Origin of the sequence: Hoyosella levis, from assembly GCF_026008515.1 — a bacterium.
Taxonomy (GTDB): Bacteria; Actinomycetota; Actinomycetes; order Mycobacteriales; family Mycobacteriaceae; genus Lolliginicoccus; species Lolliginicoccus levis.
In genome coordinates this window covers 39,875-58,643 of sequence record NZ_BQYM01000013.1, presented here as the reverse complement: position 1 = coordinate 58,643, position 18,769 = coordinate 39,875, and the positions used below count along the sequence as shown (strand labels likewise).

18 protein-coding genes are annotated in these 18,769 nt (G+C 68.1%); 11 read left to right on the top strand and 7 right to left on the bottom strand.

Translation table 11 applies throughout. The annotated features are described in order from the left end of the window. The first annotated feature begins 14 nt into the window (after positions 1 to 14). Positions 15 to 1,289 carry a cation:proton antiporter domain-containing protein gene (locus QC765_RS14200; RefSeq protein ID WP_278315088.1) on the top strand — a complete coding sequence of 425 codons (1,275 nt, stop codon included), beginning with the start codon at positions 15 to 17 and terminating at the stop codon, positions 1,287 to 1,289. Here QC765_RS14200 and QC765_RS14195 read toward each other — a convergent pair. After that, positions 1,283 to 1,588 (bottom strand): YrhK family protein, encoded by a 306-nt coding sequence (locus QC765_RS14195; RefSeq protein WP_278315087.1) that lies wholly within the window; start codon positions 1,586 to 1,588, stop codon positions 1,283 to 1,285. The two genes, QC765_RS14200 and QC765_RS14195, sit on opposite strands and share 7 nt — an antisense overlap. A 140-nt stretch (positions 1,589 to 1,728) precedes the next feature. Between QC765_RS14195 and QC765_RS14190 the strand changes: the two genes are divergently transcribed. The 3 genes from QC765_RS14190 (at position 1,729) to QC765_RS14180 (ending at position 4,090) form a co-directional block, all read left to right on the top strand. After that, positions 1,729 to 2,628, top strand: coding sequence for a potassium channel family protein (locus tag QC765_RS14190; protein ID WP_278315086.1), 900 nt, complete (start codon positions 1,729 to 1,731; stop codon positions 2,626 to 2,628). Positions 2,629 to 2,660: 32 nt separating this feature from the next. Further along, positions 2,661 to 3,596, top strand: a complete 936-nt coding sequence (locus QC765_RS14185; RefSeq protein WP_278315085.1) for an NAD(P)H-dependent flavin oxidoreductase — start codon at positions 2,661 to 2,663, stop codon at positions 3,594 to 3,596. 119 nt (positions 3,597 to 3,715) lie between these two features. After that, positions 3,716 to 4,090, top strand: a complete 375-nt coding sequence (locus tag QC765_RS14180; RefSeq protein WP_278315084.1) for a hypothetical protein — start codon at positions 3,716 to 3,718, stop codon at positions 4,088 to 4,090. A 275-nt stretch (positions 4,091 to 4,365) separates the two neighbouring features. Here the strand turns inward: QC765_RS14180 and QC765_RS14175 are convergent, their stop codons facing one another. Further along, positions 4,366 to 6,366, bottom strand: a complete 2,001-nt coding sequence (locus tag QC765_RS14175; protein ID WP_278315083.1) for a glycoside hydrolase family 15 protein — start codon at positions 6,364 to 6,366, stop codon at positions 4,366 to 4,368. A 175-nt stretch (positions 6,367 to 6,541) separates the two neighbouring features. Between QC765_RS14175 and QC765_RS14170 the strand changes: the two genes are divergently transcribed. Next, entirely contained in the window at positions 6,542 to 6,778 is a 237-nt protein-coding gene (locus tag QC765_RS14170) for a hypothetical protein (RefSeq protein ID WP_278315137.1), read from the top strand. Here the strand turns inward: QC765_RS14170 and QC765_RS14165 are convergent. Further along, the gene (locus QC765_RS14165) at positions 6,759 to 6,962 is read right to left on the bottom strand and encodes a hypothetical protein (RefSeq protein ID WP_278315082.1); all 204 of its coding nucleotides are present in this window, start codon (positions 6,960 to 6,962) and stop codon (positions 6,759 to 6,761) included. The genes QC765_RS14170 and QC765_RS14165 overlap by 20 nt on opposite strands. Here QC765_RS14165 and QC765_RS16500 point away from each other — a divergent pair. From QC765_RS16500 to QC765_RS14140, 6 genes are all read left to right on the top strand, one after another. After that, entirely contained in the window at positions 6,930 to 7,022 is a 93-nt protein-coding gene (locus QC765_RS16500; protein ID WP_372433637.1) for an Ms4533A family Cys-rich leader peptide, read from the top strand. The genes QC765_RS14165 and QC765_RS16500 overlap by 33 nt on opposite strands. Before the next feature lie 159 nt (positions 7,023 to 7,181). Continuing rightward, the gene (locus QC765_RS14160; RefSeq protein ID WP_278315081.1) at positions 7,182 to 8,231 is read left to right on the top strand and encodes a sulfate ABC transporter substrate-binding protein; all 1,050 of its coding nucleotides are present in this window, start codon (positions 7,182 to 7,184) and stop codon (positions 8,229 to 8,231) included. A gap of 4 nt (positions 8,232 to 8,235) precedes the next feature. Next, positions 8,236 to 9,066: a sulfate ABC transporter permease subunit CysT gene (gene cysT / locus QC765_RS14155; protein WP_278315080.1), complete on the top strand. Its 831-nt coding sequence runs from the start codon at positions 8,236 to 8,238 to the stop codon at positions 9,064 to 9,066. Beyond that, complete coding sequence (gene cysW / locus QC765_RS14150; RefSeq protein WP_278315079.1) at positions 9,063 to 9,872, top strand: sulfate ABC transporter permease subunit CysW; 810 nt, start codon at positions 9,063 to 9,065, stop codon at positions 9,870 to 9,872. Before cysT ends, cysW begins: the two co-directional genes overlap by 4 nt. Beyond that, positions 9,869 to 10,837, top strand: coding sequence for a sulfate/molybdate ABC transporter ATP-binding protein (locus QC765_RS14145; protein ID WP_278315078.1), 969 nt, complete (start codon positions 9,869 to 9,871; stop codon positions 10,835 to 10,837). Before cysW ends, QC765_RS14145 begins: the two co-directional genes overlap by 4 nt. A gap of 103 nt (positions 10,838 to 10,940) precedes the next feature. Then, entirely contained in the window at positions 10,941 to 13,322 is a 2,382-nt protein-coding gene (locus QC765_RS14140; RefSeq protein ID WP_278315077.1) for a hypothetical protein, read from the top strand. Positions 13,323 to 13,762: 440 nt separating this feature from the next. On the opposite strand, the gene QC765_RS14135 is transcribed toward QC765_RS14140, so the two are convergent. The 4 genes from QC765_RS14135 to QC765_RS14120 all read right to left on the bottom strand — a co-directional run bounded on the left by QC765_RS14135 (position 13,763) and on the right by QC765_RS14120 (position 18,706). Continuing rightward, a complete protein-coding gene (locus QC765_RS14135) occupies positions 13,763 to 15,055 on the bottom strand; it encodes a sulfate adenylyltransferase subunit 1 (protein WP_278315076.1) in 1,293 nt (430 codons plus the stop codon). Between the two features lie 2 nt (positions 15,056 to 15,057). Continuing rightward, the gene (cysD, locus tag QC765_RS14130) at positions 15,058 to 16,083 is read right to left on the bottom strand and encodes a sulfate adenylyltransferase subunit CysD (RefSeq protein WP_373876760.1); all 1,026 of its coding nucleotides are present in this window, start codon (positions 16,081 to 16,083) and stop codon (positions 15,058 to 15,060) included. Beyond that, on the bottom strand, positions 16,062 to 16,763 hold the full coding sequence (locus QC765_RS14125; RefSeq protein ID WP_278315074.1) for a phosphoadenylyl-sulfate reductase: 702 nt from the start codon (positions 16,761 to 16,763) through the stop codon (positions 16,062 to 16,064). Before QC765_RS14125 ends, cysD begins: the two co-directional genes overlap by 22 nt. Positions 16,764 to 16,990: 227 nt before the next feature. Beyond that, entirely contained in the window at positions 16,991 to 18,706 is a 1,716-nt protein-coding gene (locus QC765_RS14120; protein WP_278315073.1) for a nitrite/sulfite reductase, read from the bottom strand. Positions 18,707 to 18,769: the final 63 nt, after the last annotated feature.

Below are 18,769 nucleotides of genomic sequence, written 5' to 3'. Positions count from 1 at the left end.
GGCACCCCTGCGGCATGAGCATCGATATCGTTCTTGCCACGGTCGGGATCCTCGGGATGCTCGTCGCGACGATCTCGGCGCGAATGCGACGGTTGCCGCTCTCGGAGCCCCTGATCGCTCTTGTCGCCGGCGTGCTGCTCGGCCCGGCGGTGATGGGGGTGCTGCCGATCGAGCCGTTGACGAGCGAGCAAGCCTTCCTCCATGAAGCGAGCGGGGTGCTCCTCGCCATCTCGGTCATGGCGGTCGCGCTCCGGTTTCCGCTCAGCGTCGTGCGCGAGCGCTGGCGGCCAGTCCTGCTCCTCGTCGTTCTTGTCATGCCGCTCATGGCCATTGCTTCAGCGGCAATCAGCTGGGCGGTGCTCGACATCTCGATCGCCGCGGCATTGCTGCTCGGCGCCGCGATCAGCCCTACCGACCCGGTGCTGGCATCCAGCGTCGTCACGGGCGAGGCCGCCGAGCAGGACCTTCCCGCCCGCGATCGGCACTTGCTCTCCCTGGAATCGGGCGCCAATGATGGGCTCGCGCTTCCCCTGGTGCTCGTGGCGCTCGCCATCGCTGGGACCTCGAGCGTTCCCTCCGCGCTCGTGGAGTCGCTGTGGCAGGTGATGGGCGGGATCGTCGTCGGCGCGCTGGCCGGCGGGCTCGGGGGCGCCGCCATGCGGATGGGGGACAAGCATGGGGCGACCGCTAGCGCGCCCGCGCTGTTCTTCACCGTGGTGCTGGCGCTCGGCACGCTGGGCATCTCGGGGATCACGCATGTCGATGGCGTGCTCGCGGTATTCGTCGCTGGGCTCGCGTTCAACCTCGTGGCCACGGGCGGGGAGCGGACCTCGGAGGCCCCCATCGACGAGGCGATCAACCGCTTCGCGGTGCTGCCGCTGTTCCTCGTGCTCGGTGCCGCGCTGCCCTGGACGGAATGGGGCGCGCTGGGCTGGAACGGGCTGGTGCTCGTGGTGGCTATCCTGCTGCTGCGCCGGGTTCCCCCCCTGCTGGTTCTGGCGCGGGCATTGCGCCTGCCGGTGGCAGATGCCCTCTACCTCGGATGGTTCGGCCCGGTGGGGGTCGCGGCCCTGTTCTACCTCACCCTCGAGGCCGCGCGCGGAGGAGCCAGCGCGACGATCCTGGCGGCAGGCTCCCTGGTGCTTGTCTGCAGCACCGTTGTCTTTGGTCTAACAGGAGCGCCGGGCAGAGCGCTGTACCGGAAGTCAACGGCCCGCGCGGGGGCGTCCGCCTCGCGCGATAAGCACGGCCGGGCAGGGACCGGTAGCCCGGGAACGGGGGATCAGTAGTCGTAGTCGCTGCCTTCGGTGCCAGTGCTGACGCCGATGCGGCTGAGGTGGATGCGTCGTCGCAGGCGGATCATGGGTCGGGCGAGGAACTCCAGCGACCCGATCAGGAAGAACCAGGTGCCGAGGGTCTGCGTGGACTCGAAGAAGAAAAAGATGCTGCCGACCGTGAAGAAGATGGCGATCAGGACGTCATTGATGATCGAGAGCGTCTCGTACCGGTTGTTGATCACGATCAGTTCGCGGCCTATGGGCAGGCTAAGCGGCGGATCGTCCCTGGCGTTCGCGGAGTGCTGAGCCATATGACGGGATCGTACCGGCGCCCGGGCTTTGTCGCGAGCCGGATTATCCGGGCCTGAGCAGGGTACGCACCCTGGATGCGAGCGAAAGGCGGAGGAGCGATGACATCTGTGCGGTGCGTGGCTGGATCAGAGGGGGCCACGTGAGCACTCTCGTGAATTGGCTGGTCAGCGCTTGTGGTGTGCTCTTGGTCTGCCTTGGCATTCGCGACATCTACACCACCCTCTGGCATCCCAAGGGACTGGGCACCCTGTGCCGCGGCCTGTTCGTGCTCCTGTGGCGAGCGGCGGGCAAGGTGGGCGGCAATGGGCGCGCGCTGGCGGCCGTGGGTCCGCTCGGGCTCGCTGCGACGATGATCATGTGGACCGTCACGCTCGTCCTCGGGTGCGCTCTTGTCTACCTGCCACACATGCCCGGGGGCTTCGCGTTCAGCTCCTCGTTGCAGCCCGCGAGCTCCTCGGATCCCGTGGCCGCGCTGTATCTCTCGCTGGTGACTGTCACGACGCTGGGCTTCGGCGACATCACGCCCACGCTCCCAGCCTTGCGCCTCCTCGTTCCGCTGCAGGCACTGGTGGGATTCTGGCTGTTCACGGCCGCGGTCACCTGGGTACTCCAGGTGTATCCGGCTCTGGGCCGGCGCCGCGCGGTTGCCCGCCAGCTCGCGTTGATGGCTACCACCGGAGCGGAGGATGTCGTCGCTACCGGGAGGTCGAGCATCGCTGCCCAGTGGCTGGTCTCGGTTACCGAGGCGCTGGCCTCGGTCGAGATGGATCTCGGTCAATACGGAGAGATCTACTTCTTTCGCGAGGAGGAGCCGGATGAATCGCTCGCGGCGACTCTGTCGTTCGTGCCGCGGCTCGTCGACGCGGGCCGGTCCTCGGCCGCGCCGGAGGTCCGCTGCGCGGCACGGATGCTCGATGAGCAGATGGAGCGGCTAGCGCGCCGCTTGGCAAGCAACTATCTGCATGATGTGGGGAGCGTGCACGACGTCTGCCAGTCGCTCGCCGCGGAGCACGGCCACTCTCCCATCACGAACAGGTAGGCACCAGCGTGGCGCTGTGGTAATCAGAAGGTGTGCTGACGACATGGTTGACGCGGGAGCTTGATATCACCTATCCGATCGTGGGCGCGCCCATGGGAGGTCGCGCGGGCGGCAAGCTGGCGGGTGAGGTGAGTCGCGCGGGAGGCATCGGCATGCTTGGCGCTGCCCGCTACACCACGCCGGAATGGATCGCCACGGAAGCCGCTGTGGCGCGGGATATCGGCGGACCGTTCGGCGTGGGCCTGATGACGTGGGCGCTCGACGATGATGACGCGCTGCTCGACGCGGCTCTCGCGGAGCGGCCCGCGCTGGTGTCCTTGTCGTTCGGTGACCCAGCGCCGTACGTGCCGCGCGTGCACGAGGCTGGTGCGCTCGCGATCGCGCAGGTCAACACGATCGAGGACCTGCGCATGGCCGAAGCCGCTGGCGTGGACGCGGTGGTGGCGCAGGGCGCGGAGGCTGGTGGGCACACTGGGCGCATCGCGACGCTTCCGCTGCTCCAGGAGGTGCTGGAATCGACGAGGCTGCCAGTGCTCGCCGCCGGTGGCATCGCGACGGGGCGCGGGCTTGCCGCGGTTCTCGCCGCGGGAGGCGAGGGCGTCCTCATCGGCACGGTGCTGCTCGGCAGCCCGGAGGCGATCGGCCCGCGCTACGCGGTGGACCGGCTGCTCGAGGCAGGAAGCACGGACACCGTGTATACCGATGTGTTCGACAAGGCACGGCACCAGCCGTGGTCGCCGCGCTGGTTCGGCCGCGCGATCCGCAACGATTTCAGCGATCGCTTCCATGGCGCAGGAGCGGAGGAGGACCAGATCGCGGCGGCGTACGAACCGGACGATCCGGACGCGGGCGTGGTGTATGCGGGGCAGGCCGCGGGGCTCGTGAACGCCTCCAGGCCTGTGGCAGATGTGGTCTCGGGCATCGGAAGTGACGCGGAGAAACTACTGAGTCGGTTTTGCGGTATGTGACCGGCACGACGTTGGCTCGCCCGCGCCGATCGGGTCGCAGTGCCCTAGGATTCAGGCATGCGGATCCGCCCCACGGCGGGTCCCGCGACCAGGGTCGGCGTGCTAGCTAAGGAGAACCAATGACTGTTTCACCCCCGGAGACGACCAAGGGCTGGGGCCCGGGCCGCAAGATCAAGCAGCTCACCAACGCGGTGCTCAACCTCGACGAGACCCTCGGCCGGCTCGACATCATCACTGACCGCCTGCTCCTCGTCCTCGAGAAGCTCGACAGCACCCTTGGCAAGCTCGACGGCAGCCTCAACACCCTGAATACGTCGCTCGATTCGCTCAACGAGTCGCTGAGCCGGCTCGACAACGTGCTCGACAACGCCGACTGGATGCTTAGCCCCGCGCAGTCGCTTCGCAAGCCGCTCAAGCGGCTCACCTCGCGGGGCGGCAAGGAAGCCGTTGTCGCCCGCGAGGAGGACTTGAAGGATACCGAGCTCGAGAAGTAGGACAACCGAGGCGGCCCGCCATGCGGAGGCTGCGCTCCATTGCGACGACGATCCCGCTCTGCCCCCCCGCCCGAAGAGGGTGGTGGCAGAGCGGGATCTGTCGTCCGGGCGGCCGCTGGCGCGGCTCCGATCCCACGTGCTCCCCGAGATCTGCTAGCTAATGTGCTCCGCCACGCCGCGACACGAGGCTGGGAACGTGACAATGACTAGCAAATCCGGCAGGAGCCGCCCGTACCCAGCCCGGACCGGGCCCAGCCCGTGCGCCGAGCCCCGCGCTACTGGTGCGGGTGGGCGGGGCTGAACGCCCCAGCCTCCTGATCCTCCTCGGCGCGGATGACATGCACGACGGCATTGATCAGCGCGAGGTGCGTGAAGGCCTGCGGGAAGTTGCCGAGGTGCCGCCCGGTGCGCGGATCGATCTCCTCGGCGTAGAGCTCGAGCGGGCTCGCGAAACCAAGGAGCCGCTCGAGCAGGTGCTTCGCGCGCTGCACCTCGCCGATCTCCACCAGGGCAGAGACGAGCCAGAACGAGCAGATCGTGAAGGCGCCCTCGTCGCCGCTGAGCCCGTCGTCGGTCTCGTGCACGCGGTAGCGGAGGACAAGTCCTTCCTCGGTGAGCTCATCAGCGATCGCGAGCACAGTGTTGCGCACCCGGTAGTCGTCGGCGGGCAGGAACCGCATCAGGGGCACGAGCAGCAGAGACGCGTCGAGCGCGGGGTCGCCGTAGCGCTGGGTGAACACGCCGCGATCGTCGACGCCGTGCGCGAGGATGTCCTCCTTGATCTCGGTGGCGATGACCGACCAGCGCGTGGCGTAGTCATCCTCGCCGTGCATCGCGGCGAGCTTGGCGCCACGGTCGAGCGCGACCCAGCACATGACCTTCGAGGAGGTGAAGTGCTGCGGGGCGCCGCGGACCTCCCAGATGCCGCGGTCGGGCTCGCGCCAGTTGTCGATGGCTTCCTCGACCTGCCGCTTGAGCAGGGGCCATAGCGATTCGGGAACCTGGTTGCGCGACCGCACGTGCAGGTAGACCGAGTCGAGGATGATGCCCCAGATATCGTGCTGCTTCTGGTCGAACGCGCCATTGCCGATGCGGACGGGCTGGGCTCCCTCGTAGCCCGTCAGGTGGCCGAGCTCGGCCTCGGTGAGGGTCTTCTCGCCGCCCACGCCGTACATCACCTGCAGGGGCACTGGCTCGCCGTTCTCGTCCCTGCCCATATCAGAGATGAAGGCGAAGAAGTCGTTCGCTTCCCGGTCGAGGCCGAGCGTGTAGAGGCCCCATAGGGCGAACGTGGAGTCGCGGATCCAGGCGTACCGGTAGTCCCAGTTGCGCTCGCCGCCGGGGGTCTCGGGAAGCGAGGTAGTGGCGGCGGCGAGAAGCGCCCCAGTGGGCGCATAGGTCAGCCCCTTGAGCGTGAGCGCGCTGCGTTGCAGGTAGCTGCGCCAGGGGTGGTCGGGGAACCGGCCAATAGTGTTCCACTGCCGCCAGCACTCGGCCGTCTGCCACATCTTCTCCGCGGCCGCGTCGTAGGACTGGGGCGCGGCGAGGTCGCCCCAGGAGAGCGCCACGTACACGCGGTCGCCCTCGCTCAACCTGGTGCGGGCGCGGGCCTCCCTGCCCTCGAGGCCCAGTCGCAGGTTCGTGGTGAGGGTCAGCTGCGGCTCGCCGTCAGGAGACTCGATGCAGTACGCAGTGGCCTGCTCGTACACCTTGCCGGAGTAGTCCCAGGCCGCGGACTTGCGGTGGTAGTCGAAAGCGGGCTCGCAGCTCAGCTCGAGCTCCACCGTGCCACTGACACACTTGACGGTGCGGAGCAGCATGTGCTCGGCATCCCAGTCGGTAGGCGTGCGGCGGTGGGTGCGGGACCGTTCCTCGGTGTTGTGCCAGGGGCCCATGACGAGGGCATCACGGACGGTCAGCCAGCCGGTCTCGGTCTGCCAGGTCGTCTCGAGGATCAGCCCGCCTGGCAGATAGCGGCGCGCGGCGGGCACGGACTGGCCGTAGGGACCGATGCGGAAGTGCCCGGCGCTGCGATCAAGGATGGCGGCGAACACGGATGGCGAGTCGGGACGGGGCACGCACATCCACTCGACCGACCCATTGGGCGCGATGAGGCAGGTGGTCTCGCAGTCGGAGAGGAAGCCGTAGTCTCCGATCGGCGGGAATCCGCTGTGGTGGGCGCGCGGCGGTGCGGGCAGCCCGGGATCGGCAGCGCCTCGGTCGCGGCGGTCGGTGGGGGTCGCCTCCGGGGAGGTCTCCTGAGGGGGTGTCGCCATGGCCTTATTGTGGCCCGGCAAGCGGGCGCTCGCGCGCATTCGGCATCCGGCGGTTCCGCGGCGGCCTCGAGCTGGCGCCGGGGAGCCGGGAGCTGGCGGCCTGCCCGAGCGTGATCCTTCGGAGCGGTCCACCGGGTTGCTCCCGCACCGCGCCCGCTAGAGTGGGGGCGTGGATATGGTGGCCCGCTGGTGGGATGGTGCCGAGCTGTGGATCACTGGCTTGTCGTTCCTGCCGCAGGTCACCATCGTTGCCCTGATCGTGGTGCCACTGTGCTTCCTCCTCGCTCGCTGGCTCGATGCTGTCGGCAGCGCCGTGTACTACAACGTGCTGAAGCGCGCCAGGCGATGGGGCGGCGAACAGGCATCGCAGCGGGGCAATGATGGAACGACGGCTAGGAATGGAGAGCACTGATGCCGAGGTCCCGTGTATCGCTGGCGCTGGTGGCCCTGCTCGTGCTGGTGCTCATCGCGTGGGGGATCTCGATGCTCTGAGCCGCGAGCGCGAGCAGGGGCGGTGGCTGCGCGTTTTCCCGCTTGCGGCTGCCCCTGTTAGGATTGGCGCCGTGGAAGCAGCCGAGCAATATGTAGTACGCCATCAGTTGGCGCTCATTGCTGTCGGTTTTCCTGCTGTCGCCGACATCATGTGTTGTCGCTGAGCCAAGCCTTGCTCGTCACGCCTTGCGTGCACAGGAGCTGGCCGGGTGCCGCCCCCGAATCATGGCGGCTGTTCACATCCTCGGAATGATCGTGGCTGCACGCCGCCGATGTGAATCGCTCAGTGTCATGTCAGTCGAGACGGGAAGGCTAGTTCACCAATGCGACCTCAGCCGCGTGGATACTGGGGGAGGCGGATCTCTGCTCTGGCCGCCGCGGCCGCCCTCATGCTGGCAGGCTGCGCGGGCGGGCCCAGCGACATCCCCGGGAAGGCCACTATCGGTGGCGACGGCAGCCGTGGCACGCTGGCGCTATTCGCCTACGCTGTAGCCAAGCCTGGCTTCGACGAGGTCATCCCGGCGTTCGCGGAGACCCCCGAGGGCGAGGGCATCTCTTTCCTCCAGTCCTTCGGCGCCTCCGCCGACCAGTCCCGCAAGGTCACCTTCGGCGCCCCCGCGGATGTCGTGGCTTTCTCCACTGCGCCCGATGTGGAGCGGCTCGTTTCCGAGGGGCTCGTGCGCGAGGACTGGAACGACGGCGAGCATGGCGGGGTGCCCTTCGGGTCAGTGGTGACGCTGGTCGTGCGCGAGGGCAATCCGCTGGGCATCACGGAGTGGGATGATCTGCTGCGCCCCGGCATCGAGGTCATCACCCCGAACCCGTTCAGCTCCGGGTCGGCGAAGTGGAACCTGCTCGCGCCCTACGCGGTGGCGAGCAAGGGGGGCGAGGATCCGGAGGCGGGCCTCGAGTTCGTCGAGCGCCTCGTCAACGATCACATCACCATCCAGCCAGGCTCGGCGCGCGAGGCCACCGAGGCGTTCCTGCAGGGCCGCGGCGACGTGCTGATCACCTACGAGAACGAGGCGATCTTCCTTGAGCGCAATGGAGATCCGCTCGAGCACGTGATCCCGCCCCGCACGCTGCGCATCGACAATCCCATGGCGATCGTGGACCGGCCCGGCTCAGCCACCCGCCCGCTCGCCGAGGACTTCCTCGAGTTCCAGTACACCGCGGCGGGCCAGCGCGCCTGGGCCGAGGCCGGGTATCGGCCGGTGATACCGGGAGTCCTCGCGGAGTTCGACGAGGAGTTCCCCGAGCCCGAGCAATTGTGGACCGTCGATGAACTCGGTGGCTGGGACGAGGTCAACGCCACCTTGTTCGATCCCGAAAAGGGCTTCATCTCCGTCATCTACTACGAGGCATTGAGGTAGCAGCATGACTACGACATCCGTCCCGGCGCGGGCCCGGCGCCGATCACCGAGCTTTGGCTCGCTTGGCGTCGGCATGGCTGTCCTGTGGCTCAGCATCATCGTGCTGCTGCCGCTCGCCGCGCTCGCCGCCACCGCGCTGGCCGGGGGCATCGGAGGCTTCTGGGACGCCATCACCGCGCCCGGCGCGCTCGCCTCGTTGCGCATCACCGTTCTCGTCTCGATCGCGGTCGCTCTGCTCAACGTCGTGTTCGGCACGATGATCGCCTGGGTGCTGGTGCGCGATGAATTCCCCGGCAAGCGATTCGTCAATGGCATCATCGACCTGCCGTTCGCGCTGCCCACTATCGTGGCGAGCATCGTGCTGCTGTCCCTGTACGGCCCGGGCAGCCCGATCAACGTGCACCTCAACGCCACCAAAGCCGGCCTCGTGGTGGCGCTCGCGTTCGTCACGCTGCCGTTCGTGGTGCGGTCGGTGCAGCCCGTGCTGATGGAGCTCGACCGGGATGTCGAGCAAGCGGCGGCCTCGCTCGGCGCGGGCAACCTGACGATCCTGTGGAAAGTCGTGCTGCCCGTGCTCGCCCCCGCGATCCTCGGTGGCGCAGGGCTAGCCTTCGCCCGCGCGATCGGCGAGTTCGGCTCGATCATCCTCATCGGAGGAAATATCCGCGGCGAGACGCAGGTGACCTCCCAGTACATCCAGCAGCTCCTCGAGATGGACCGGCCCAGCGACGCGGCCGCGACCTCCGTGGTGCTGCTCGCTATCGCGTTCGTCACGCTGCTCGCGCTGCGCGTCCTCGCCAACCGCGCTACCCGGCGGGAGGAGCAGGACACATGATCCTCAGCAAGAATGCCCGCTACCTGCTGCGCTTCGTCTCGCTGGCCTATCTCGCGCTGCTGCTGCTCATCCCGATCGGCATGATCCTGTACCGATCCTTCGAGAGCGGCTTCATCGCGTTCTGGGAGGCCATCAGCACCCCCGCTGCGATATCCGCGCTGAACCTCTCGCTGCTGATCGTCGCTATCGTCGTGCCGCTCAACGTTGTCTTCGGCATCGTTACCGCTCTGGCCCTCGTGCGGGGCAGGTTTCCCGGACGCCGGATCCTTGAGGCCGTGGTGGATATTCCGTTCGCGGTCTCGCCCGTGGTGGTGGGCGTCGCGCTCATCACCCTATGGGGCGTCGGCGGCTGGTTCGGCAGCCTCATGGAGCTCACCGGCATCCGCGTCATCTTCGGGCTGCCCGGCATGGTGCTCGCCACGATCTTCGTGACGCTGCCATTCGTCGTGCGGGAGGTCGAGCCGGTGCTGCGCGAGATCGGTGAGGAGCAGGAGCAGGCGGCGTCCACCCTCGGGGCCAACAACTGGCAGACATTCCGCTTGATCACCCTGCCGGCGATCCGCTGGGGGCTCACCTATGGCGTTGTGCTGACCGTGGCTCGCGCCCTTGGCGAGTTCGGTGCCGTCCTCATGGTCTCGTCCGGGTTCGCGGGGGTCTCGCAGACCCTCACGCTGCTCGTTCACGCCCGCTACATCGACGATCACAACACGTTCGGCGCCTACAGCGCCGCTACCCTGCTAATGGGCATCGCGATCCTGACGTTGCTGCTCATGACCCTACTCGACCGCAAGCGGAGCACACCATGATCACCGTGACCGACGTCCGCAAGAACTACGGGGACTTCGTCGCGCTCGACGGCGTCAACCTCGACATCCCGTCGGGCAGCCTCACCGCGCTGCTCGGCCCGTCCGGTTCCGGCAAGTCCACCCTGCTGCGGTCCATCGCCGGGCTCGAGAGCCCCGACTCGGGCATCATCACCATCGGTGGGGAGGACGTCACCGGGGTGCCGCCGCAGAAGCGAGGCATCGGGTTCGTGTTCCAGCACTACGCGGCGTTCAAGCACATGACCGTGCGGGACAATATCGCCTTCGGGCTACGCATCCGCCGCCGCCCCAAGAACGAGATCAACGATCGTGTCGACGAGCTGCTGCGCATCGTGGGGCTCGACGGCTTCCAGCGCCGCTACCCGTCCCAGCTGTCCGGCGGGCAGCGGCAGCGCATGGCCCTCGCCCGGGCGCTCGCGGTCGACCCCAAGGTGCTGCTGCTCGACGAGCCCTTCGGGGCGCTCGACGCCAAGGTGCGGGCCGATCTTCGTGAATGGCTCCGCCGGCTGCACGACGAGGTTCACGTCACCACCGTTCTTGTCACCCACGACCAGGAGGAAGCACTCGATGTCGCCGACCGCATCGCGGTGATGAATCGCGGCAACATCGAGCAGGTTGGCACGCCCGACGATCTCTACGAGCGGCCCGCGAACGACTTCGTCATGTCCTTCCTCGGCCCCGTGGCCACGATCAACGGCGCTCTCGTCCGTCCCCACGACCTTCACCTCGACCGGACTTTCCATCCCGGTGCCATCGAGGCGACCGTTGATCGCATCGTCCGGCTCGGGTTCGAGGTGCGGGTGGAACTCGTGCCGCTCAATGATGATCCCCGACTCTCTGCCCAGATCACCCGCGGTGATGCCGACGATCTCGGCCTCGAGCGAGGGGAGCAGATCTACGTGCGGGCCGCCCATATCCCCGGAGTCGCCCCCGCCGGGGCTCGATAATCCGAGCAGGGGAGCGCGATGAGCACCTCCTGGCGGCAATATCCAGTGGTGAACTCGGGCAATGTGGCACAAGCTAGGGATGACACGCATTAGTGTCGGATTCATGGCGCACCCTGGGCACGCGAACAGGACACACCACGCTCCGCCGAATCGTGGCACGGCTCGGCGCCATCTTGCTGCCCTCGCGGTAGCACTGCTCGCCGCCTCGTGCTCGTCCACGCCGGACGATTCCCCCGAGGCCTCCACCGAGCCTTCCCCGGAGACCACCGAGGTGCCGCCAGCCGAGCTGCGGGAGCTCACCACCGCGCCGGTCGATGTGCCGGGCTCGCTGTTCCGGACCGGTGAGTTCGCTGGCCGTGGCCTCGACCTGCTGCCCCCGGCCGAGAACGCGCCCTACGCCGTCGCGCTCAATATGGCCGCCCCGGGCCGCTCGACCCGGCCCGTGGTGTGGGTCGCCGACAATGGCGAGGCGTGGTCTCCCGTCGAGGTGGCGCCCGACTACCCGCACGCCTTCTCGGGCGGTCTCGTCGGCAATGATGCCGTGAGCGCGGTGGTGGGAACTGCTTACGAGGAGGGCGCCCTGGTCTCCCGCGTCTGGCGGTCCGCCGATCGCCGCGCATGGGACGCGGTGCCGCTGCCCCCGGAATACGCCAACGAGTTCCGGGTCGTCACCGGAACCGTTACTGGCAACAAGATCATTACGGCCGGGAACTCGCTGGACAAGGAGCTCGGTGTCGCCATCATCGAGGGCGACTCGGTCGAGTACACGCTGCTGCCTGGCATCCCGGACCGCGAGCAGCGCCTCATCGTGGACATGGCGGCCCACGGCGACACCGTCGTCCTCATCGCGCAGCGCGGCGACGAAGGAACCGCTGGCACCTTTGTCTCCTATGCCTCGACCGACGCGGGCAGCACGTGGGATGGACCCCACCCCATCGGCAGCAGCACTGACATGGCGGTCTCCGGCGTCGAGAGTGTCGGCGATCAATTCGTCCTGACCGGCGGAACGCTCGCCCCCGAGGCCGAGAGCGGACAGGTCCCGGCCGCATGGGTCTCCGGCGACGGCGCCGAATGGACCGCGGAGACCGTGCCCGCGCCCCCTGCGGAATCGGTCTTCTTCATCGCCGAGGGAGTAGACACCACGCTCGGGCGGCCCTCGGCGCGCGGCGGCGATCTCTTCGCCGTGGCAAGCAACAATGATTCCCTCCGGGCAGGCTTCTACCACCGCACCCCCGACGGCCAATGGTTCTTCAACGGCGTCTCCGAGCCCATGGAGTTCCCCGGCGTCGGCGGAGTCGTCATCGGGATGAACCCGGAGCAACGCGCCGCCCTGCTCGGCTCGTTCGCCGTCGGAGAGGTCGTCATGGGCGTCAAGGGCCCCGGCGAGGAATGGCGCGAGGTGCAACGGGTCGGTACCAGCGAGCAGATCGCGCAGGTCGACGATATCGTCTCCGCTGCTGGCCGCGTGCTCGCCACCACACTGCAGGTGCGCTACGAGATCGACGGAGCGGACTTCAGCAGCGCCGAGCAACGCGACCTCTTCGAGCTTCGTGGCGGCACCGCGCCCGAGGATCCACTGGTTCTCGCCCCGATCACCCTCGATCCGCCCGAGGTGGCCGACCTCATCGGCGGCGTGGTCTCCAGCACCGAGGCCGGTGAGATCATCACTCTCGGCTCCCAGTTCAGCCTCGAGAGCAACCGCATCGAAGCGCGCGGCTGGTTCCAGCCCGCCGGCGACCAGCCCTGGGTTGCCGTCGAGGGGTTCGGCGCGGTCGCGGACGCCAGTCTCACCGCGGTCACCCGGACCGACGAGGCCTGGTATGCCGTCGGCACGTCCACTGGAGCCGAGTCTGATCATCCGCCCGCCGCCACGGTCTGGTCATCCGAGGACGGGCGCACCTGGGCGATGGAGCAGATCCTGGGCGGCACCGACGAGGGCAGTTCCGCGAACGCGGTCTGCCAGGTCGCCGACGGCCCCGTGCTTGTTGCCGGATCGACCGTCGATGATGGCTCGCCCGTGCCCGCGATATGGCGCAAGGACACCGACGGATGGACCCGCGCCACCGCCGAGATCCTCGGCAGTGGCCAGGGCGAGCTCACTGGATGCGCCACCAGCGAGGATGAAGCCATCCTCAGCGCCACCACCGGTGGTCGCAACATCGTGCTCCGCACCGAGGATGGCATCCAGTTCGAAGGCACCTTCCGCACCGGGTTCGGCGCCACCATGCGCGAGCCCGTGCGCGTCGCGGGAGGATTCGCCGCCGCCGGCCGCTACACCTCCAACCAGGCCAGCGGGCCCGTGGTGTGGCTCTCCGACCACGGCGTGCGATGGGAGCCCTGGCGGGTCCCCTCCCGCAGCGACGGGATCGTGCGCGACGTCCAGCCCTTCCGCGACGGCATCGCCATCACCATGGACTCCGAGGTCGGTCACCCCATGCAGGTCGCCGAGCAGCTCGACTTCACCCCGCAAGGTGGCGGCGAGTAGGTAGCGCGCGACATTCGGCGGGTAGCGGCCGGCTTCCGCTGGCGGGAGCGGGACCACGGCTCGTGGTTGTTGGCCCGCCGGTGCTGGACGCCAGGATTCCGTTCGCGGAGGGGTGCGCGCCGGAGGGGTGCGCGCCGCTAGTGGAAACTTCTCCCGGCCAGAGCGGGAAAAGTTTCCACTAGCGCGCGACATTCGGCGGGTAGCGGTCGGCTTCCGCACCGCCGGTTGCATTTCTCGGCTAGTGCCTCGCACGGGGAGCCAGTGGCTGCTCGCAGTATGCCGAGCGCCCCGGATCTGCCACTGCTAGCCCGGTGCTGCCACGGATCGGCCCCAGCTGCCACGTGTGTGTCCGTGGCAGATTCGCGCAACGGTGGCGCCTGTGCAATAGGGGTCGCGGATGCCAGCGGTGCCCGCGGATTCCGCCAGCCGCGCGAACCCAGCTAGCTGTTGCGCCGCTCGCCGATCTCCACGGCGGAGAGGACGTCTCCGACGAGCCCGGCGGCGAGGGAGTTGCCGCTGGCGGGATCGATCAGCAGGAAGCTGCCGGTGTGGCGGTTGATGGCGTAGTCATCGGCCACGATGGGGCTTGCTACACGGATCTGGATGCGCCCGATGTCATTGAGCGCGAGAGTCTCGGGCGCGGGATCGGCGCGCAGCTCCTGCTCGTTGAAGCGCTCGATGAGGGAACCGACGATCGCCTGGGTGGTGTGGGTGCCGTGCTTGAGCAGCAGCCGGGCACCGGGTCGCAGCGCCTTATCGGCGAGCACGCACACAGTGGCCTCGAACTCACTGATGGGCTCGGGGGCATCGCCGGGGGAGGTGATGACGTCGCCGCGGGAGATGTCGATGTCATCGGTGAGCAGGAGGGTGACGGAGCGGCCAGCCTCGGCGTGGTCGAGCTCTCCGTCCATCGTGTCGATCTTCGCGATGGTGCTGCGGATGCCGGCGGGCAGCACGAGCACCTCATCACCGGGCCGGACTTCTCCGGCGGCGATCTGGCCGGCGTAGCCGCGGTAGTCGGGGTACTCGGCGGTGCGGGGGCGGATCACGTATTGAACGGGGAAGCGCAGGCCGACATTGTGCGGCTCGGCATCGACGGGCACGGCTTCGAGGTGATCGATGAGCGTGGGGCCGCTGTAGTAGGGGGTGCGATCCGACGGCGTGGCGATGTTGTCGCCGTGCAGGGCCGAGACGGGGATCTCCTGCACGTTCTCCGGCGCCCACCCGAGCTGGGTGGTCAGCGAGGTGAACTCGGTGCAGATCTGGGTGAAGACCTCGGCGGGATTGTCCACGAGGTCGATCTTGTTGACGGCCAGCACGAGGCGGGGCACGCCGAGCAGCGCCATAACAGCGGCGTGGCGGCGCGTCTGCTCGATGACACCCTTGCGCGCGTCGACGAGGAGGATCACGAGCTGCGCGGTGGATGCCCCGGAAACGGTGTTGCGGGTGTACTGCACATGCCCGGGGGTGTCGGCGAGCACGAACGAGCGGCGCGGGGTGGCGAAGTAGCGATAGGCCACATCGATCGTGATGCCTTGCTCGCGCTCGGCACGCAGGCCGTCGACGAGCAGGGAGAGGTCTGGCGTGGAGAGGCCGCGGTCCACGGAGGCGCGGGTGACAGCATCGATCTGATCGGCGAGCACTGACTTGGTGTCGTAGAGCAGCCGTCCGACGAGGGTGGACTTGCCGTCATCGACGCTGCCGGCGGTGGCGAGGCGAAGTAGGTCGCTCATGCTCAGAAATATCCCTCTCGCTTGCGGTCTTCCATGGCGGCCTCGGAGACACGGTCGTCGCCCCGGGTTGCTCCTCGCTCGGTGAGCCGGGATGCGGCGACCTCGGCGAGGATCGCGAAGTTGTCGGTGGCGTCCGACAGCACCGCGCCGGTGGTGGATCCGTCGCCGACGGTGCGGTAGCGCACCGAGAGGGACTGGAGCTGCTCGCCGTCGCCAGGACCGCCCCAGGGCCCGGGGGCGAGCCACATGCCGTCGCGCTGGTAGACCTCGCGCTCGTGCGCGTAATAGATCGGACAGAGCTCGACGTTGTCGCGGGCGATGTAGCGCCAGATGTCGAGCTCGGTCCAGTTGGAGAGGGGGAAGACCCGCACGTGCTCGCCGGGGGAGTGGCGCCCGTTGTAGAGGTTCCACAGCTCGGGGCGCTGCTTCTTCGGGTCCCACTGGCCGAAGGCGTTGCGGAGGCTGAAGATGCGTTCCTTCGCGCGGGAGCGCTCCTCGTCGCGGCGGCCGCCGCCGAACACGGCGTCGAAGCGGTGCTCGCTGATCGCGTCGAGCAGGGGGACCGTCTGGAGGGGGTTGCGGATGCCGTCCGCGCGCTCCTCGAGGCGCCCGTCGGCGATGTACTCCTCGACGCTAGCGACGTGCAGGCGCAGGTTGTACCGCTCGACCATGCGGTCGCGGAAGTCGAGCACCTCCTGGAAGTTGTGCCCGGTGTCGACATGCAAGAGAGTGAAGGGCAGCGGTGCTGGCCAGAACGCCTTGATGGCCAGGTGCAGCAGCACCGTCGAGTCCTTGCCGCCAGAGAACAGGATGACGGGGCGCTCGAACTCGCCCGCAACCTCTCGGAAGACGTGGATCGCCTCGGATTCGAGGGCGGTCAACGTGTCGAAGTTCGTTGCTGCCGCATGGTGCTGTGGTGAGTCTTCGTCAGCGCTGTGCGTGCCCACGTCAGGCAACACCCCGTTCATCTCTCGTGCGGACGCCAGTCCGGCTGTCTGTGATGGTGTCATGATGCGTGCAGGCCGCATTCGATCTTGTTCTTCCCCGCCCAGCGGCCGCTGCGCGGATCAGTGCCAGGCGTGGGCTTGGCCGTGCACGGCGCGCAGCCGATCGAAGGGTAGCCTTCGTCGACCAACGGGTTCACCAGTATGCCGTGCTTGTCGATGTAGTCCTGCATCTGCTCGTCGGACCATGCCGCCAGCGGGTTGATCTTCACGAGGCCGAATGCCTCGTCGTAGGAGATCAGCGGGGCATTGGCCCGGGTGGGAGCCTCGACGCGACGGATCCCCGTGACCCAGGCATCATAGCCCGCGAGGTTCTCCCGCAGCGGCACCACCTTGCGCAGGAAGCAGCACCGGTTGGGCTCGCGCGCGAACAGATCCTTGCCCTCGATGCTGTCCTGCTCGGCGACGGTGTGCTCGGGGGTGGCGTTGATGATGTTGACGCCGTAGACCTGCTCGACGGCGTCGCGGGTGCCGAGGGTCTCGGCGAAGTGGTAGCCAGTATCGAGGAACAGCACATCCACGCCAGCGTGGACCTGCGCGGCGAGATGCACGAGCACGGCGTCCTGCATGTTGGATGCCACGATGTAGCGACTGCCGAAGGTGTCCTCGGTCCACTGGAGCAGTTCCTCGGCGGACGCGCCGTCGAGATCGGCAGCGCCTCGCTCGGCGATGCGGCGCAACTCGCTCTCGGTCGCGATACTCATGATGTCACCTTTCGGTCGGGAACGGGCCGGCCGCCGGCGATGCCGGTCGGATGACCCTGTTCCGGTTGCCGGTCAGCGGGGCTGCGCTGCCGGCCACGTGCGTTCACGGGACGCGCGAGGGGGCAATACAGTGGAACGGCGCGCGGACGGGTTCTGTTCCCGCCGCCCCGCTGCCGGGCTCCACCGCTGTCCCTCCTCATGCGTGCCTGCTCCTCGACCTTCCCTGCTCAGCGCAGCTTGTCCTCGTCGGCCCGCAGCACCCAGTCGGCGAAGCGCTCGCCCTGGTCGCGGTCGTCGATGAACTGCCGCACTACTCGTTCCACGTAGTCACCGAGCTCGTCGGTGGTGACCTTGTGCTGGCGCAGCTTGCGGCCAAAGTCCGCGGCGAGGCCGAGGTGGCCGCCGAGATGCACCTGGAAGCCCTCCACCTGGTTCTCGTCCTCGTCAAGCACGAGCTGTCCCTTGAAGCCGATATCGGCGACCTGTGCGCGCGCGCACGAGTTGGGGCAGCCGTTGATATTGATCGTCACGGGCACATCGAGCTGCTCGTTGAGATCCTTGAGCCGCTCCTCGAGCTCGGGAACGAGATCCTGCGAGCGCTTGCGGGTCTCGACGAACGAGAGCTTGCAGAACTCGATGCCAGTGCAGGCCATCAGGTTCTTGCGCCACAGCGACGGCCGGGCGGGCAGCCCGAGCTCGGCGAGCTCCGCGACGAGCGGCTCGACCTTGTCCTCGGGGACATCAACAATGATGAGCTTCTGGTAGGGCGTCAGGCGCACCGCGTCCGAGCCGGCACGCTCGGCGGCATCCGCGACAGCGAGCAGCTTGGTCCCGGAGACACGGCCCGCGATCGGTGCCACGCCTACCGAGTAGTTGCCGTTCTTGAGCTTCTGGATTCCCACGTGGTCGCGGGGCATGGTCTGTTCCTCGGGCGCTGGGCCGTCGAGGAGCTTGCGCCCGAGGTACTCGTCCTCGAGGACCTGGCGGAACTTCTCGACGCCCCAGTCCTTCACGAGGAACTTCAGGCGTGCCTTGCCGCGCAGGCGCCGGTAGCCGTAGTCGCGGAAGATCGCGACGATGCCTTCCCACACATCGGGCACCTCGTCGAGGGGCACCCAGGCGCCGAGGCGCTGCGCGAACATCGGGTTCGTGGACAGTCCGCCGCCGACCCACACATCGAGGCCGGGGCCATGCTCGGGATGGTCCACACCGATGAACGCGCAATCGTTGATCTCGTGGGCGACGTCCTGCAGGCCCGAGATGGCGGTCTTGAACTTGCGCGGAAGGTTCGAGTAGCGCGGATCACCGAGGTAGCGGCGGGTGATCTCCTTGATCGCGGGGGTGGGGTCGATCACCTCGTCGCTGGCGAGCCCGGCGAGCGGCGATCCGAGGATGATGCGCGGGGTGTCGCCGCACGCCTCGGTGGTGGTCAGGCCCACGCCCTCGACGCGCCGCCAGATCTCGGGCATGTCCTCGACCCGGATCCAGTGGCACTGCACGTTCTGGCGATCGGAGAGGTCCGCGGTGTCGCGGCCGAACTCCTGGGCGATCCCGCCGATGGCGCGCAGCTGCTCCAGATCGAGGAGCCCGCCATCGCAGCGGATGCGCAGCATGAAGTGACTGTCCTCGAGCACATCGATGTTCTCGTCACCCGTCCAGGTGCCGTCGTAGCCCTGGGCGCGCTGGGTGTAGAGGCCGTACCAGCGGAAGCGGCCGCGAAGGTCGGCCTTGTCGATGCTGTCGAAGCCGCGCACCGCGTAGATGTTCTCGATGCGCTGGCGGACGTTGAGGGGGTTGTCGTCCTTCTTGGACTGCTCGTTGGCATTCAGCGGCTCGCGGTAACCGAGCTTCCACTGCCCCTCGGACTTGCGGCGGCGCGGCCGCGTCGAGCGGGCACGGCCGCCACGGTCACTGCGCGCGGTGGCGTCGTGGGCTGACGACATTCAAGTCTCCTGGGAAATGGTGTGCTGGGGACGATGCCATGTGGCGGTGCAGGGCCTGCACGG